This window comes from Pseudomonas sp. R84, assembly GCF_009834515.1.
GTDB lineage: Bacteria > Pseudomonadota > Gammaproteobacteria > Pseudomonadales > Pseudomonadaceae > Aquipseudomonas.
Window position 1 is genome coordinate 2,789,551 of sequence record NZ_CP019426.1, and the last position, 19,582, is coordinate 2,809,132.

General features: G+C 63.1%; 2 protein-coding genes (1 of these 2 cut by a window edge). Both read left to right on the forward strand.

Annotated elements, in window-relative coordinates:
• Nucleotides 1–13,017 carry a non-ribosomal peptide synthetase gene (locus PspR84_RS12500; protein ID WP_160057482.1) on the forward strand — a complete coding sequence of 4,339 codons (13,017 nt, stop codon included), beginning with the start codon at nucleotides 1–3 and terminating at the stop codon, nucleotides 13,015–13,017.
• A protein-coding gene (locus PspR84_RS12505; protein WP_160057483.1) for a non-ribosomal peptide synthase/polyketide synthase crosses the window boundary here: on the forward strand, nucleotides 13,014–19,582 show its 5' end (the start). 11,275 nt of this gene lie beyond the right edge of the window; the window shows 6,569 of its 17,844 coding nt (coding positions 1–6,569); it begins with the start codon at nucleotides 13,014–13,016; its stop codon lies off the right edge, out of view. The genes PspR84_RS12500 and PspR84_RS12505 overlap by 4 nt, the downstream gene beginning before the upstream one ends.

The window sequence follows — 19,582 nt, forward strand, 5'->3', positions numbered from 1 at the left end:
ATGCATTTCAGCGAACTGATGGCTGTTATTTCCACCCATGCGATCCGCCTTCAACAGGAAGATGAAGACCTGGTCATTCTGGGCAGCGACGACGCGCTGGATGACGCGTTGTGGGACAGCCTTTCGGCGCACAAGGCGCAACTGCTGGAGCTAGTAGCCCAACATGGCGGCGACTGGCTGAGCCCGGCCTTTCGCATTACCCCGGACATGCTGCCGCTGGTGACGCTGAATCAAGACACCCTTGACCGCATCGTTGCCACGGTGCCGGGTGGCGCGGCCAACGTGCAGGACATTTATCCGCTGTCGGCGTTGCAGGAAGGCATGCTGTACCACCATCTTTCGGCCGCTGCCGGTGACCCTTACATCTCGCAGGCGCGCTTCGTGTTCGACAGCCAGCAACGGCTGGACGCCTTCGCCGACGCGCTGCGTTGGGTGGTCAAACGTCACGACATCCTGCGCACCTCGTTTGTCTGGGAATACCTCGACGAGGCGGTGCAAGTGGTCTGGCGCGAAGCGCCGCTGCTGTGTGAGGAAATCAACGTCGACAGTGGCGCCGACGTACTAACGCAATTGCTCGAACGTCACGATCCGCAGCACTTTCGTCTGGACATGCAGCAAGCGCCCTTGCTGCGCATGGTCTACGCGCAGGATCCTGCTCAGGGCCGCGTGGTCGCGCTGTTGCTGTTTCATCACATGATCATGGATCACGTGGCGCTGGACGTACTGCGCCGGGAAATCCAGGCCTGTCTGCTCGGGCAGACTGCGCAAGTGCCAGCGGCGGTGCCGTATCGTGATCACTTGGCCAAGGCCCGCAGTGCGGGCAACGAGCAGGCACAGGAAGCGTTTTTCCGCGAGATGCTCGCCGATATCGACGAGCCGACGCTGCCGTGTGGTTTGCAGGATGTGCAGGGTGACGGCCATGCTATCGAGGAGTCTTCGTTGATGCTCGACAGCCGCTTGAGCCGGCAGTTGCGCGAGCAGGCGCGGCAGCTCGGCGTGAGCGTCGCGAGCCTGACGCATCTGGCGCTGGCGCGGGTGCTCGGGCAATTGTCCGGGCGCACAGCGATAGTGTTCGGCACTGTACTGCTGGGGCGGATGGACGCGGGCGAGGGCGGTGAGCAGGCGTTGGGGATGTTCATCAACACCTTGCCGCTGCGCGTTGATGTCGGTGAGCAAAGCGTGCGCGCCGGCGTGCGGGCGACCCATCAGCGCCTGACTGCGTTGCTGGCGCATGAGCAGGCTTCGCTGGCGTTGGCACAACGCTGCAGCGCCGTCGCGGTGCCGACGCCGCTGTTCAGCGCGATCCTCAACTACCGGCACAGCAGCGTCGAAGAAGTCGCTGATGTGGTCGACATTGCTCCCGGTGTGCAGGTATTGGGTGCCCGCGAGCGCACCAACTACCCGCTGACCATCAACATCGATGACCTCGGCGCAGACTTGCGCATCACCGCACTGGCGGATCCGGCATTGGGTGCCGAGCGCATGGCGGCTTATCTGAACACGGCGCTGGAGAGTCTGGCGGCGGCCCTGCAATCCAGCGTCGATGTGGCGCTGCAAGAACTGAAAATCCTCCCCGCCAGCGAACGCGAACACCTGCTGTACGGCAGCAATTTGCCGCTGTCGCAGTTCCCCGACACCCCGCTGATCCACCAGCAATTTGAAATCCATGCACAGGCCCGCCCGGACGCCACGGCGCTGATCTTCGAAGGGCAGACGCTCAGCTACGGCGAGCTCAACCGCCGCGCCAATCAGGTCGCCCACCATTTGCTGGCGCTGAACATTCGCCCTGACGACCGTGTCGCCATCTGCGTCGAGCGTGGCCCGCAAATGATCATCGGCCTGCTTGGCGTGCTCAAGGCAGGCGCCGGTTATGTGCCGATCGATCCGGCCTATCCGCTCGACAGAATCAGTTTCACCTTGCAGGACAGCGCCCCGGCGGCGGTTCTCATGCAGGCGGCGACCCGCGATCGCGTGGCCGCTCTCGATGTGCCGCAGATCGACCTCGGCAGCGCTCACCTCAAGGCCGAACTCGACAGCAATCCGCAGATCCCCGAGCTGACCCCGGCGCATCTGGCGTACGTGATCTACACCTCCGGCTCCACCGGTTTGCCCAAAGGCGTGATGGTCGAGCACCGCAACGTGGCGCGGCTGTTTTCTGCCACCCATGACTGGTTCCAGTTCAACCAGCAAGACATCGGGGTGCTGTTCCATTCCTTCGCGTTCGACTTCTCGGTGTGGGAAATCTGGGGTGCATTGGCGTTCGGCGGGCAATTGCTGCTGGTCCCGCAAGCCGTCAGCCGCTCGCCGGACGACTGCTATGCACTGCTCTGCGAAACCGGCGTCACGGTGCTCAACCAGACGCCGAGCGCCTTCCGCCAACTGATCGCCGCTCAGGGCCGCAGCACCTTGCAGCATTCCTTGCGGGAAGTGGTTTTCGGTGGCGAAGCGCTGGAACCGGGATTGCTCAAGCCGTGGTACGCGCGGGTCGGCAATGCCGGAACGCGGCTGGTGAACATGTATGGCATCACCGAAACCACGGTGCACGTGACCTATCGGCCGTTGCAGGCCGCCGACGCGCAATTGCTCGGCGTCAGCCCGATTGGCGTGCGCATTCCCGACCTGCAACTGTATGTCCTCGATGCGCAGCGTGAACCGGTCCCCGTCGGCGTGATCGGTGAGCTATATGTCGGTGGCGCCGGGGTGGCGCGCGGTTATCTGAATCGCGAAGCACTGACGGCCGAGCGTTTTATCAATGATCCGTTTGGCGCAAATGCCGAGGCGCGGTTGTATAAAACCGGCGACCTTGCGCGTTGGGCGGCGGACGGCAGCCTCGAATACCTGGGGCGCAACGACGATCAGGTGAAGATTCGCGGGTTCCGCATTGAGCTGGGTGAGATCGAGGCGCGGCTGTCTGCTTGCGAAGGCGTGCGCGAAGCCGTGGTGATTGCCCGTGAGGACAGCCCCGGTGACCAGCGTCTGGTCGCGTACTGGCTGGCTGACGCCGATGCCGCGCCTGATGTGGCGCAATTGCGTGATCATTTGCTGGCGACGCTGGCTGACTACATGGTGCCAAGCGCTTTCGTGCGCCAGGACGCTTTTCCGCTGACTACCAATGGCAAGCTCGACCGCAAAGCCTTGCCGGCACCGGACAGCGATGCCTTCGCCCGACGTGGTTTCGAAGCGCCGGTCGGTGCCGTGGAAAACCTGATAGCCGGTCTCTGGCAGACATTGCTCAGTGTCGAGCAGGTCGGTCGCCATGACAACTTCTTCGAACTCGGTGGTCACTCGCTGTTGGCAGTGAAGCTGATCGAGCGCATGCGCCAACAGGATTTGCATTGCGACGTGCGCGTACTGTTCGGTCAGCCGAGCGTGGCGGCGCTGGCAGCGACCTTGAGCAGCGAACGTGCCATCGTTGTCCCGGACAACCTGATCGAACCGGGTTGCACGCGCATTACTCCGGCCATGTTGCCGCTGGCCAATCTCGATCAGGCCGCGATCGACCGTGTCGTTGCAACCGTGCCGGGTGGTATCGCCAATGTGCAGGACATCTATGCTCTGGCGCCGTTGCAGGCGGGGATTCTCTATCACCACTTGGCAACCAGCGCCGGAGACCCGTATGTGTTGCAGGCGCAATTCGCCTTCGACGGTCTGGCACAGATCAAAACCTTCGTCCGCGCCTTGAACGGCGTGATCAAACGCCATGACATTCTGCGCACCGGCGTGGTCTGGGAGGGGCTTGAGGAAGCCGTGCAAGTGGTCTGGCGCGAGGCGCCACTCGCGCTGGAACGCGTCGATGCCGATGAACTCGACGGCGACGTGCTCCAGCAGATGCAGGCGCGTTTCGATCCACGCCACTATCGTCTGGACCTCAATCGCGCGCCGCTGATGCGTTTTGTCTACACCGAAGATCAGCCGCACAACCGGTGGGTCGGCATTCTCCTGATGCACCATATCGTCCTCGATCACACCGCGCTGGACGTGCTGGTGGCGGAAATGAGCGACGTCATGCTCGGCTGCAGCAGCGACCTGCCGCCGCCGGTGCAGTACCGCCACTTTGTCGCGCAGGCGCGCCTTGGCGCCGATGATCAGGCGCATGAGGCGTTCTTCCGCGAAATGCTTGCCGACATTGACGAGCCGACCGTGGCCTTCGGTTTGCAGGACGTGCACGGCGACGGCAGCGATATCCTCGACAGTCATGCCGAGCTGGACGTCGGCCTCGGCGAACGCCTGCGCGAGCAGGCGCCGCGCCTGGGTGTCAGCGTGGCCAGTCTGGTGCATCAAGCCTGGGCTCAGGTGTTGGCGCAGGTGTCCGGCCAGCAGGATGTGGTGTTTGGCACGGTATTGCTCGGACGCATGCAGGGTGGGGAGGGCGCTGATCGGGCGCTGGGCATGTTCATCAACACCTTGCCGCTGCGTGTCAGCGTCGGTACTGAATCGGTAGAACTCGGCGTGCGTGCCACCCATGCACGTCTGGCGCAATTGCTCGGCCATGAGCAAGCTTCGTTGGCGCTGGCCCAGCGTTGCAGTGGTGTCGCCGGTTCGCAGACGCTGTTCAGCACCTTGCTCAACTACCGCCACAGTGCGCCGGAGTCGGCCGCTGTAACGTGGGATGGCGTGCAGATTCTCAGTTCGCGCGAGCGCAGCAATTATCCGCTGGTGGTCAGTGTCGACGACCTTGGCGAAGGGTTCCGCTTGAGCGTACAAGCCGTGCCTCAGGTGGATGGCGCGCGGGTCTGCGACTTCTTGCAAACCGCGTTGCACAGCCTGGTCACAGCACTGGAGTACACGCCAACGGCGCCGTTGCAGCAGCTATCGATCGTGTCGCCGGGCGAGCGGCAGCGTGTGCTGGTTGGTTTCAACATCAGCGGTCGTGAATACCCGTCCGCGCAGACAGTGCCGCGGCTCTTTGAAGCGCAAGTCTTGGCTTATCCCGAAGCATTGGCGGTGGTGCAGGGTGAGCAACAGTTCAGCTACCGCGAACTGAATCAGCGCGCCAATCGTCTCGCTCATCACTTGATCGGCCTCGGCGTGCAAACCGATGACCGAGTCGCGCTGTGCCTGCGTCGCGGCCCGAACATGCTTGTTGGAATGCTGGCGATTCTCAAGGCCGGCGCGGGTTACGTGCCGATCGATCCTGATTATCCGCGAGAACGCATCGCCTACCTGTTGCAGGACAGCGACCCGATTGCGGTACTGGCGCAGGCATCGACGCGCGACCTGCTCGGCGCTGTACCGGTGATTGATCTGGATGCCAGCGAGTGGCGGCACCTGCCTGACGACAATCCGCAACGGCCGGGACTGACCCCGGAAAATCTGGCCTACGTGATCTACACCTCGGGTTCCACCGGGCAACCAAAAGGCGTGATGGTCGAGCACCGCACTCTGGAAAACCTCGTGCACTGGCACGCTGAAGCCTTCGATCTGCATGCCGGCAGCCACACCGCCAGCGTCGCCGGTTGCGGTTTCGATGCCATGGCCTGGGAAGTCTGGCCCGCGCTGTGCGTCGGCGCGACCGTGCACCTGCCACCGCCCGCGATCGGTAATGAACACCTTGATGAACTCCTCGAATGGTGGCGCGCGCAGCCGTTGCAGGTGAGCTTTCTGCCGACCCCGGTGGCCGAATATGCCTTCAGTCGCGGGCTGGGCCATCCGACCCTGCGCACGCTGCTGATCGGGGGCGACAAGTTGCGCCAGTTCCCACGGGATCAGACCTTCGACGTCATGAATAACTACGGCCCGACCGAAGCCACGGTGGTGGCGACGTCCGGGCGCATTGAGCCCGGGCGGGTTTTGCACATTGGCCGGCCGATTGCCAATGCCAAAGTCTATTTGCTGGACCGCCAGCAACAGCCGGTGCCGACCGGTGTGCAGGGTGAGTTGTACGTCGGGGGTGCCGGGGTCGCACGCGGCTATCTGAATCGCCCGGAACTGACCGCTGAACAATTTCTCGACGACCCGTTCAGCGACGAGCCGCACGCACGGATGTACCGCACCGGTGACCTCGCGCGTTGGCTGGCGGACGGCAATATCGAATACCTGGGACGCAATGACGATCAGGTGAAACTACGCGGTGTACGCATTGAACTCGGCGAAATCGAAGCGGCGCTGAGCGCACATGATGCGGTCCGCGAATGCGTGGTGCTGGTGCGCGACGGACGATTGGTCGCCTGGTTCACTGAGATCGAGTCGGTCGAGATCAGCGACTTGCACCAGCATCTGCAAACGCGACTGCCCGACACTTTAGTGCCGGCGGCTTACGTGCGACTGGACAGCCTGCCGCTGACCGCACACGGCAAACTCGACCGTAAGGCCTTGCCCGAACCGGATCAGGACGCGTGGCTCAGCCGTGAATATGAAGCGCCGAAAGGCCCGGTCGAGATCGCGTTGGCACAGATCTGGGCCGACGTGCTCAATATCGAGCAGATCGGCCGCCACGACAATTTCTTCGAACTGGGCGGCCATTCGCTTTTGGCGGTTAGCCTGATCGAACGCATGCGTCAGGTCGGTCTGAGCGCCGATGTGCGCGTGCTGTTCAATCAGCCGAACCTGGCCGCGCTGGCACGGGCCTTGGGCAGTGGACGGGAAATCGAGGTGCCGGCCAATCTGATTCCGATCGGTTGCACGCACATCACACCGGACATGCTGACCCTGACCACACTCGATCAGGCCAGCATCGAACGCATCGTCGCCACGGTGCCGGGCGGCGCCGCCAATGTGCAGGATATCTATCCACTGGCGCCGTTGCAGGAAGGCATTCTTTATCACCACCTCAGCGCCGAGCAGGGCGATCCGTATCTGCTGCAATCACGTCTGGCCTTCGACAGCCTCGAGCGTTTACAAACCTTCGCCACGCATTTGCAGCAGGTCATCGCCCGTCACGACATTCTGCGCACCAGCGTGGTCTGGGAAGGCTTGCCCAACCCACAGCAAGTGGTGTGGCGCGAGGCGCAGATGGTCGTCCAGCAAGTGTCACTTGATGCACAGGACGGCGATATTCTCGAACAGTTGCACGCGCGTTTCGATGCCCGGCATTTCCGCCTCGACCTCAATCAGGCACCGCTGATTCGCATGGTCTACGCCGAGGATCCGGCGCAACAGCAAGTCGTCGCCACCGTGCTGTTCCATCACTCGATTCTCGACCACACCGCCATGGACGTGATCGGTCGGGAAATGCACGCATTGATGTTCGATCAGATCGACACGCTGACGCCGCCGATACCGTACCGCAACTACGTGGCGCAGGCCCGCCTGGGCGCCGACGAGCAGGAACATGAAGCGTTCTTCCGCGAGATGCTCGGCGATATCGACGAGCCGACCTTGCCCTTCGGTCTGCAGGATGTTCAGGGCGATGGGCGGGGCATCGAAGAAGCGCTGCAAGCGGTCGATGTCGCTCTCAATCTGCGCCTGCGCAAACAGGCGCGACAGTTGGGTGTCAGCCCGGCGAGCCTGATGCACATGGCCTGGGCGCAGGTGTTGGGCGTGGTCTCCGGACGCCGTGACGTGGTCTTCGGCACGGTGTTGATGGGGCGCATGCAGGGTGGTGAGGGTGCCGACCGCACGCTGGGGGTGTTCATCAATACCTTGCCGCTGCGCGTCGATCTCGCTGAAGGCGTGCGTGCCGGGGTGAAAACCACCCATGCGCGGCTGACGGCGCTGCTCGCTCATGAACATGCATCGCTGGCGCTGGCTCAACGATGCAGTGGCATGGTCGGTTCCGCGCCGCTGTTCAGCGCGTTGCTTAACTATCGACACAGTGCCGCCGAGCAACAGCCGCAGGACGGCCAGGGCATCTGGCAAGGCGTGCGCATGCTTGGCGGCGAGGAGCGCAGCAATTATCCGCTGACCCTGTCGGTGGATGATCTGGGCGAAGGTTTTGTCCTCGACGTGCTGGCGGTCGCCGAGATTGGTGCGCAACGGATCTGCAGTTACATGCACACCGCACTCGAACATCTGGTGACGGCACTGGAAGAGGCGCCGCAATGTCCGCTCAACCGTTTGCCAGTGCTTTCGGTGGCCGAGTACGAGCACTTGCTGGTCGGCTTCAACCAGCACTCAGCGGCTTATCCGCGTGGCGCGACGATTCAGCGCATGGTCGAGGCGCAGGCCGAGCAGCAGCCGGACGCACTGGCGGTGGTGCAGGGCACGCAGCACCTTACCTACGTGCAGCTCAATCAGCGCGCCAATCGCCTGGCCCATCACTTGCTCGGGCTTGGCGTGCAGCCCGATGACCGCGTCGCCGTGTGCCTGCGCCGTGGCCCGGAGATGCTCGTCGCGTTGCTGGCGATCCTCAAGGCCGGCGCCGGTTATGTGCCGGTCGACCCGGCGTACCCGGCGGAACGCATCGCGTATCTGTTGCAGGACAGCGCGCCGATGACGGTACTGGCGCAGGCTGCGACGGCTGATTTGCTCGGCGCCGTGCCGTTGATTGATCTGGACCATCCCACTTGGCAGCACTTGTCCGAGAGCAATCCGCAATTACCGACGCTGACCCCGGCGCATCTGGCTTATGTGATTTACACCTCGGGTTCTACCGGCCAGCCGAAAGGCGTGATGGTCGAACACGCAACACTGGAAAACCTGGTGCACTGGCACTGCGAGGCGTTTGACCTGCGCGCCGGCAGCCACACGTCGAGCGTCGCCGGTTTCGGTTTTGATGCGATGGCGTGGGAGGTCTGGCCGGCGCTGTGTGTCGGCGCGACCCTGCACCTGCCGCCGCAAACGGTGAGCAACGAGCACCTCGATGAGTTGCTGGAATGGTGGCGTGCGCAGCCGTTGCAGGTGAGTTTCCTGCCGACTCCGGTGGCCGAATACGCGTTCAGTCGCGACCTCGGCCACCCGACTTTGCGCACGCTGTTGATCGGTGGCGACAAACTGCGCCAGTTCCCCCGCGAGCAGACCTTCGCGGTGATCAATAACTATGGCCCGACCGAAGCCACGGTGGTTGCCACCTCCGGCGCGGTCGAGTCCGGGCAGGTGCTGCATATCGGCCGGCCGATGGCCAACGCGAAGATTTACCTGCTTGACGACCAGCAGCGCCCGGTACCAATCGGCGTCGCGGGCGAGTTGTATGTCGGCGGTGCCGGCGTGGCGCGCGGTTATCTGCATCGCCCCGAGCTGACTGCCGAACGCTTCCTCGACGACCCGTTCAGCGACGAACCGCAGGCGCGCATGTACCGCACCGGCGACCTCGCGCGCTGGCTCGCCGACGGCACAATCGAGTATCTGGGACGCAACGATGATCAGGTGAAACTACGCGGTGTGCGCATCGAGCTGGGCGAAATCGAAGCGGCGTTGAGCAGTCACGCGGCCGTGCAGGATTGCGTGGTGCTGGTGCGCGACGCGCAGTTGCTGGCGTGGTTTACCGAACGCCTGAGCGTCGACATCGAGGATCTGCGCAGTCATCTGCAAACGCAATTGCCGCAAGCCCTGGTGCCCGCCGCTTACGTGCGTCTGCAAGCACTGCCGCTCACCGCCAATGGCAAACTCGACCGCAAGGCGTTGCCGGAGCCGGATCAAACGGCGTGGCTGAGCCGCGAATACGCCGCGCCACAAGGTTCGGTGGAAATCGCCCTGGCGCAGATCTGGTCGGACGTCTTGAACGTTGAACAGGTCGGGCGTCACGATAACTTCTTCGAATTGGGCGGGCATTCGTTGCTGGCGGTGACGCTGATCGAACGCATGCGTCAGGTCGATCTGAGCACCGACGTGCGCGTGCTGTTCAGCCAGCCAACCCTGGCTGCACTGGCGGCGGCGGTGGGCAGTGGGCGTGAGGTTGCAGTGCCGGAGAATCTGATTCCTGCCGATTGCACGCACATCACCGCGGACATGCTGACACTGGTGCAACTGGATCAGGCCAGCATTGAGCGCATCGTCGCCACGGTGCCGGGCGGCGCGGCCAATGTGCAGGATATTTATCCGCTGGCGCCGTTGCAGGAAGGGATTCTGTATCACCACCTCAGCGCCGTGAAAGGCGATCCGTATCTGCTGCAATCGTGTCTGGCGTTCGACAGTATCGAACGTTTTCAAGGGTTCGCTGCGGCGCTGCGTCAAGTCATGGCGCGCCACGATATCCTGCGCACTTCGATAGTCTGGCAAGGCCTTGCGGCGCCGGTGCAAGTGGTCTGGCGTCAGGCGGAGTTGCCGGTACAAGCTGTGGCGCTGGAGCCCGCGCAGGGAGAGGCCATCGATCAACTGCGGGCGCGCTTCGATGCGCGGCACTGGCGTCTGGAACTTGATCGGGCACCGTTGCTGCGTTTGGTGTATGCCCTCGATCCGGACAATCAGCGTGTCGTCGCCATGCTGTTGTTCCATCACATTGCCATGGACCACACCGCGCTGGCGGTGGTCAGCGAAGAAATGCAGGCGATTTTGCGCGGTGATGAACGATTGCCTGTGCCCGCAGTGCCGTACCGCAATTATGTCGCGCAGACCCGCCTTGGCGTCAGCGAACAAGAGCACGAAGTGTTCTTCCGCGAAATGCTCGGCGACATCGACGAACCGACGCTCCCATTCGGCTTGCAGGACGTGCACGGCGACGGCAATGACATCGAGGAAGTCTGCCAGCCACTGCCTGCTGCGGTGGCGCAGCGTCTGCGCAGTCAGGCACGCTTGCTCGGTGTCAGCGTCGCCAGTCTGTTCCATCTCGCCTGGGCGCGGGTGCTGGCGGTAACGTCCAGTCAGGAACGCGTGGTCTTTGGCACCGTGTTACTCGGGCGCATGCAGGGCGGCGCGGGCGCGGATCGCGGCTTGGGCATGTTCATCAACACCTTGCCATTGCGCGTGGATGTCGACGAAAGCAACGTGCGCGCCGGGGTCAAGGCGACCCATGCGCGGCTCAGTGCACTGTTGGCCCACGAACATGCTTCACTGGCACTGGCCCAGCGTTGCAGTGGTATCGCGGCACCGTCGCCACTGTTCAGCGCGATGCTCAATTACCGGCATAGCGAAAGTGAAACTCAGCAAAATACCAAGCGTGAGGCCTGGCAAGGCATTGAATCGCTGACCGGCGAGGAACGGACCAATTACCCGTTGACCCTCAACGTCGACGATCTGGGCAGTGGCTTCCAACTGACAGTGATGACGCCGTCGCGCATTGGTGCGGCACGCGTCGGTCAGTACATGCACAACGCGCTGATCGCACTGGTTGCAGCGCTGGAACAAACACCACTGCAACCGTTGAACCGCTTGATGGTGTTGCCGGAGGAGGAACGGCAGGCGTTGCTGTTCGGCCTCAACGACACCAACGTCGATTACGATTTGCAGCAGACGCTGCATGGCTTGTTCGAGGCGCAGGTGCAGCGTACGCCAGAGGCTGTGGCCGTCGTCGCCGGCGAACACGCATTGAGCTACACGCAGCTGAACGAACGCGCCAATCGCTTGGCCCTGCACTTGATCAGCCTTGGCGTGCAAGTGGATTCACGGGTGGCGATCTGCGTTGAACGCAGCCTGGAAATGGTCATCGGTCTGCTGGCGATCAACAAGGCCGGCGCTGGTTATGTGCCGCTCGATCCGGCCTATCCGCCGGAGCGCCTGGCCTACATGCTCGAGGACAGCGCGCCGGCCGTGGTGTTGGTACACGGGGCTACCAGCGGGTTGCTGGGGGATGTCAACGCGGCAGTGGTCGATCTTGACCAGAACACTTGGCAATCCTTGTCTGCCGAAAATCCACAGATCCCGGCGCTGACGCCACAGCACAGCGCGTACGTGATCTACACCTCCGGCTCGACCGGCCAACCGAAAGGCGTGGTCAACGAGCACGCCGGGGTGGTCAACCGTTTGTTGTGGATGCAGGACGCCTATCGCCTGACCGCTGCCGATTCGGTATTGCAGAAAACCCCATTCAGTTTTGACGTCTCGGTGTGGGAGTTCTTCTGGCCGCTGATGACCGGCGCGCGACTGGTCATGGCGCGGCCCGGCGGACACAAGGATCCGCAATACCTCACTGAAGTGATCGAAACCGAAAACATCACCACGCTGCACTTTGTGCCGTCGATGCTCGACGTGTTCCTCGCCAACAGCGACACCACACGCTGCGACAGCGTGCGGCAGGTGATGTGCAGCGGCGAGGCGTTGCCGGGCAGTCTGGTGCGACGTTTCAAACTGCAATTGCCGGGCAGTGGTTTGCACAACCTGTACGGTCCGACTGAAGCCGCCGTCGATGTCACCGCGTGGGATTGCGCCGGGCCTATCGAGCAGGTTCCGGACAACACGCCGATCGGCAAACCGATCGCCAACACTCGGATGTACATCCTCGATGCGCAACAGCAACCGGTGCCGCAAGGCGTGATCGGCGAGTTGTACATCGCCGGCGTGCAGGTGGCGCGCGGGTATCTGAACCGACCGCAGCTGACGGCCGAACGCTTCCTCGAGGATCCGTTTCATCCGCACGGGCGCATGTACCGCACTGGCGACGTCGCGCGCTATCGGCCGGACGGCAATATCGAGTACCTGGGGCGTAACGATGATCAGGTGAAGATCCGCGGCCTGCGTATTGAACTGGGCGAAATTCAGGCACGCCTGGCCCAGATCGAAGGTGTGCAGGAAGCCGTGGTGGTCGCTCGCGAAGAGGTGCCCGGCGACAAACGTCTGGTCGCGTATTACACCGGTGAACGCCTGGAAATCGACGTGCTGCGCGCCCAACTGTTGGAAAATTTGCCGGATTACATGGTGCCTGCGGTGTTTGTGCATCTCGACGCTTTGCCGCTGAGCCCCAACGGCAAACTCGACCGCAAGGCCCTGCCGGCGCCGGACCGGCAAGCGCTGGAAACCCGCGAATACGAAGCCCCGGTCGGCGACGTCGAAATCACCCTCGCACGGCTCTGGGCCGAACTGCTCAACGTCGAGCGGGTAGGGCGTCACGATCACTTTTTTGAACTGGGTGGTCACTCATTACTGGCGGTCAGTCTGATCGGCCGGTTACGTCAGGAAGGCATGGAAGCCGATGTCAGGGCGTTGTTCGAACAACCGACCCTGGCCGGCTACGCCGCAATTACCGAAAGAATGGAGATCGTCCTGTGAATGTGCTGGAACTGTTGGCAACCCTGAAGGCAAAAGACATTCAGTTGGCGGTGACCGATGAGCAATTGCGCGTCAACGGCAACAAGCAGGCATTGAGCGATCCGGCGCTGCTGGCGGCGCTGCGCGAGCACAAACCGGCACTGATCGAACTGATCAAGGCCGGGCAATACTCGGCCACCCGCGTTGGCCAGATCGATGTGCCGGCCAACGGCATTCTTCCCGGCACCACGCACATCACGCCAGCGATGGTGACTCTGGCTGACGTGGATCAGCCGACCCTTGACCGCTTGCTCGCCGAGGTACCGGGCGGCGCCGCCAACGTGCAGGATATCTACCCACTGGCGCCGTTGCAGGAGGGGATTCTCTATCACCACGCGAGCAACGAGCAGGGCGATCCCTACGTCATGCAATCGTACTTCGCGTTCAGCAGCCATGAGCGTCTGCAGGACTTCGCTCAAGCCTTGCAAAAAGTCATCGATCGCCACGACATCCTGCGCACAGCGGTGCATTGGGAGGGGCTGGACGTGCCGCTGCAAGTGGTCTGGCGTCAGGCACAGTTGCCGATCGAAGAGGTCGTGCTGGCAGACGGCGCAAGCGCTGCGCTGCAGCAACTGCACGAGCGTTTCGATGCGCGGCATTTCCGTCTGGACGTCCGGTGCGCGCCGATGATGCGTCTGGCCTACGCATGGGACGAGGACGGTCAGCGCGTGGTCGCGACGTTGTTGTTTCATCACATGGCGTTGGACCACTCGGCACTCGATGTAGTGCGTCACGAACTGCTCGCCTGCCTCACCGGCCAGGATCAAACGCTCGGGCGCCCGGTGCCGTTTCGCAATTACGTGGCGCAAGCGCGGCTGGGCATCAGCGAAGCCGAGCACGAGGTTTTTTTCCGCGAGATGCTCGCTGACATTGCCGAGCCGACGCTGCCCTACGGTTTGCAGGATGTGCAGGGTGACGGCCTCGGCATCGCCGAACTGAGCCTGCCGATCAACCCGTTGCTCGGCCAGCGTCTGCGCGCGCAGGCGCGGCAGCTCGGCGTGAGTGCCGCGAGCCTGTTTCATCTGGGCTGGGCGCAGGTACTGGCGGTGCTCACTGGCAAGCAAAACGTGGTGTTCGGTACGGTGCTGATGGGGCGCATGCAGGGCGCCGAAGCCACCGAACGGGCGCTGGGAATTTTCATCAATACCTTGCCGCTGCGGGTCGATGTCGATGCGCAAGGCGTGCGTGCGGCGGTGGAGGCGACCCACAAACGCCTGACCACGCTGATGCGCCACGAACACGCGCCGCTGGCCCTGGCACAGCGTTGCAGTGGTGTGGTCGCGCCGACGCCGTTGTTCAGTGCCTTGCTCAATTACCGTCACAGCCACACGGCGGCGACGGCCAGTGCCGAGGTGCTTGCCGCCTGGGAAGGCATCAGCACGATCAGCTCCGAAGAACGCACCAACTATCCGCTGACCCTCAGCGTTGATGATTTCGGCGATGCGTTCAGCCTGACCTTGCTGGCTACCACCGAGGTCGATCCACAGCGTATCTGCGATTACTTGCACTGCGCCCTGGAAAGTCTGGTGCTGGCACTGGAGCAGGCGCCCGATACCGCAATCAACCAGTTGCCGATTCTGCCGGCGGCCGAGCGCGAGCAGGTGCTGTTGGCGTTCAATGCCACTCAGGCCGACTACCCGGCAACGTTGACCATTGCCCAACGTTTCGAGGCGCAAGTGGCGCAGCGACCAGAAGCGCTGGCAGCACAGTGCCTGGGTGAGCAATTGAGTTATGCCGAACTCAACCGGCATGCCAACGCCTTGGCCCATCACCTGATCGCGCTTGGGGTGAAGCCTGATGATCGCGTCGCCATCGTCGCCCGCCGTGGCCTCGATACGCTGGTCGGGCTGGTCGCCATTCTCAAGGCCGGCGCCGGTTATGTACCGGTCGACCCGGCGCACCCGGCCGAGCGTCTGCACTACTTGTTCAGCGACAGCGCCCCCGTCGCCGTGCTCACCCAGAATAATCTGCGGGACCGCTTGCCGGCGCTGCAGGTGCCGGTGATCGATCTCGATCCGCTGACCTGGCCGCTGAGCGAGACCCTTGATCCGCAGGTGCCGGGACTGACCGTCGCACATCTGGCCTACGTGATCTACACCTCTGGTTCCACCGGTCTGCCCAAAGGCGTGATGGTCGAACACCGCACTTTGTCGAATCTGGTCGACTGGCATTGCTCAGCGTTTGATCTGTGCGCCGGGCGCCACACTTCAAGCCTTGCCGGGTTCGGTTTCGACGCCATGGCCTGGGAAGTCTGGCCGGCGTTGTGTGCCGGCGCGACCTTGCACCTGGCACCGACTCACGAAGGCATCGAGGATATCGATGCGCTGCTCGACTGGTGGCGCGCGCAGCCATTGGACGTCAGTTTTCTGCCGACGCCCGTCGCCGAATACGCCTTCAGCCAGAACCTCGAACACCCGACGTTGCGTACGCTGCTGATCGGTGGCGACCGCTTGCGCCAGTTCAGCCGCAACCAGCAATTCGATGTGATCAACAACTACGGCCCGACCGAAGCCACCGTGGTTGCGACCTCCGGGCTAATCGAGGCGGGTGACGCCTTGCACATCGGCAAACCGGTGACCAACGCCACGGTGTACCTGCTGGATGAACAGCAGCGTCCGGTGCCGATTGGCGTCATGGGCGAGTTGTATGTCGGCGGCGCCGGGGTGGCGCGCGGTTATTTGAACCGCGCCGACCTGAGCGCCGAACGCTTCCTCCATGACCCGTTCAGCGCCTTGCCGAATGCGCGCATGTATCGCACCGGCGATCTCGCACGCTGGCGCGCCGACGGCACGATCGAGTACCTGGGGCGTAACGACGATCAGGTGAAAATCCGCGGCGTGCGCATCGAACTCGGTGAAATCGAAACCCGCCTCAATCAGTTGCCCGGCATTCAGGAAGCGGTGTTGCTGGCGCGTGAAGATGAACCCGGCCAACCGCGACTGGTGGCGTATTTCACCGAGCAGAGTCAGGTTGAACCGCTGGCGGTGGCCGAGTTGCGTGCGCACCTGTTGACGCAGTTGCCGGAGTACATGGTGCCGGTGGCTTACGTCCGACTCGACGCATTGCCGTTGACCGCCAATGGCAAGGTCGATCGCAAGGCCCTGCCGAAACCTGAGCGTGCGGCGCTGTTCACCCGCGAATACGAGGCACCGCACAACGAACTGGAAAGCGCCTTGGCACAGATCTGGGCGCAGGTGCTGCAAGTCGAGCGAGTCGGGCGTCAGGACCATTTCTTCGAACTCGGTGGTCACTCGCTGTTGGCCATGCGCATGGTGTCCCAGGTTCGCCAGCGTCTTGGCGTGGAACTGGCGCTGGGCGATCTGTTCGCCAACGCCGAACTGGCAGCGGTTGCCGAGGCGGTGGCGCAGGCCGGGCGCAGCACGCAACCGGAGATTGTCGCGGTGGCCCGTGACGGCGCGTTGCCGCTGTCGTTCGCCCAGCAACGCTTGTGGTTTCTCGCACAAATGGAAGGTGCCAACACCGCGTACAACATTCCCATCGGCCTGCGCCTGCGTGGGCAACTGAATGAGCATGCGCTGCAACAAGCCTTGGCGCGTATCGTTGCGCGTCACGAAACCCTGCGCAGCCGTTTCGCCCAGTTCAATGACCAGGCGCAAGTGCTGATCGCCCCGGTCGACAGCGGTCTGCTGCTGCGCGTTGAAGACCTGCGCCAACACCCGCAACCGGACCAGGCCTTGCAGGCGCTGATTCAGGGCGAAGCCTCGGGGCCGTTCGATTTGCAGGACGATGCGCTGATTCGCGGACGGCTGGTGCGTCTGGCCGACGATCATCACGTGCTGTTGCTGACGATGCATCACATTATTTCTGATGGTTGGTCGATGGGCGTTTTGACCCGCGAACTGATGGCGCTGTATCAGGCCTTCAGCCAGGGTCAGGCGGATCCACTGCCGCCGCTGCCGCTGCAATACACCGATTACGCGGTGTGGCAGCGACGCTGGCTCAGTGGCGAGGTGTTGCAGCGCCAGAGTGAATACTGGCAACAGACCTTGGCGGGCGTTCCGGCACTGTTGACGCTGCCGACTGACCGCGTGCGGCCGGCACAGCAGGATTACGCCGGCAGCACCGTCGACGTGGTGCTCGACGAACGCCTGAGTGCCGGGCTCAAGGCCTTGGCCCAGCGTCACGGCGTTACCATGTACATGCTCATGCTCAGTGCCTGGGCGAGTCTGTTGAGTCGTTTGTCCGGGCAATCGGAAGTGGTCATCGGTTCGCCGGTGGCCAACCGTACCCGCGCCGAGATCGAAGGCTTGATCGGCATGTTCGTCAACACGCTGGCCTTGCGTATCGATACCTCGGGCGCTTTGAGCACCGAGGCGCTGCTGGCGCGGGTCAAGGCGCGGACGTTGGATGCGCAAGCGCATCAGGATCTGCCGTTCGAGCAAGTGGTGGAAATCACCCGGCCGCTGCGCAGCATGGCACACAGCCCGTTGTTTCAAGCGATGTTCAGTTGGGACAGCGGCCACGGCGCCAGCCTGAGTCTGGGCGAGCTGACACTGGAAAGCGTCGCCGAACCAAGCCACTTTGCCAAATTCGATCTGTCACTGACGCTGGCAGAGGTGCCGGACGGGATTCGCGGTGTGCTGGAGTACGCCGTTGCCTTGTTCGATGAGTCGACTATTCAACGTTACGTCGGCTACTTCCAGCGCCTGTTGCAGGCGATGGCCAGCAATGATCAAGCGGTGCTGGAGCAGGTGGCGTTGTTGGCGGATGACGAGCGTCAGCATCTGCTGTTCGATCTCAACGCAACCGCCGTCGCCCACGATCTCGAGCAGACCGTTCATGGTCGCTTCGAAGCGCAGGTGTTGCGCACGCCAGACGCTGATGCCGTGGTGGCCGGTGAATTGCGTTTGAGTTACTCCGAACTGAACCGCCGCGCCAACCAACTCGCCCATCACCTGCGCCAGTGCGGCGTGGGTAGCGATTCGCGGGTGGCGATCTGTGTCGAACGCGGGCCGCAGTTGCTGGTCGGTCTGCTGGCGATTCTCAAGGCTGGCGGCGCTTATGTGCCGCTCGACCCGGGGTATCCTGCCGAACGTCTGGTCTACATGCTTGAGGACAGCGCACCAACGGTGCTGCTGGTGCATGCGCCGACGCGTGCGCTGATCGGCGAGTGGGCGGGCGTGCGGGTCGATTTCGACCAGTGCACCTGGCAAAACCTGGCGCAAAACAATCCGCAGGTACCCGGCCTGAGCGCCGCGAACCTGGCTTATGTGATTTACACCTCCGGCTCCACCGGTACACCGAAAGGCGTGATGGTCGAGCACCGCAACCTGGGCAATCTGCTGCACTGGAGCGCCGGACTGTGTCCGCTTCCTACCGGCGCCGCGCTGTTGCAGAAAACCCCGTTCAGTTTCGACGCCTCGGTATGGGAACTGTTCTGGCCGTTGAGCTGCGGGATGCGCCTGGTTCTCGCCGGCCCGGATGATCACCGCGATCCGGCCGCGCTGGTGCAACTGATTCGTGAGCAACAGGTCAATGTCGTCCAGTTTGTACCGGCGCTGTTGCGGCAATTCCTTGAAGTGGAAGAGGTGGGCGAGTGCCGCAGTCTTACTGATGTGTTTTGTGGCGGCGGTGAGCTGACTGCCGCGTTGGTGCGCAGCGTCCGCGAGCGTCTGCCGCAGGTACGCCTGCACAACGTGTATGGCCCGACCGAAGCCACCGTCGACAGCACCGTGTGGACGCTGGAGGCGGATTCGCCGGTGCCGGACGGCACGCCGCCGATCGGCAAACCGCTGTGCAATACCCGCGTGTATATCCTTGATGCTCATCAGCAACCGGTGCCATTCGGTGTGGTTGGTGAGATGTATCTGGGCGGTGGGCAGGTGGCGCGGGGTTATCTGCATCGGTCTGAGCTGACGGCCGAACGCTTCCTCGACGATCCGTTCAGTGATCAGGCCGGCGCGCGTTTGTACCGCACCGGGGACGTCGCACGGTATCTGGCCGATGGCAACATCGAGTACCTGGGGCGCAACGACGATCAGGTCAAGATCCGTGGTTTGCGGATTGAGCTGGGCGAGATTCAGGCGCATCTGGCGCACATTGATGGCGTGCGTGAAGCGGCCGTGCTGGCCCGTGAAGACGTGCCGGGCGATCAGCGGCTGGTGGCGTATTACAGCGGCGAGCCACTGGAAACAGATCAGCTACGCAGCCAATTGCTCAAGCATCTGCCGGATTACATGGTGCCTGCCGTGTTTGTGCATTTGCAGGCCTTGCCGCTGAGCCCCAACGGCAAACTGGATCGTCAAGCCTTGCCGGCTCCCGACCAGACTGCACTGCTGACCCGCGAGTACGAAGCCCCGCTCGGTGAAGTTGAAACGGTCATTGCCGGCCTCTGGGCCGAGCTGCTGAAGGTCGAGCGGGTCGGGCGCTTTGATCATTTCTTCGAGCTGGGCGGCCACTCGCTGCTGGCGGTCAATCTGGTCGCGCGCATGCGCCGGGCCGGCCTGTCGGCGGATATCCGCGTGCTGTTCGATCAACCGACGCTGGCCGCATTGGCAGCGGCGGT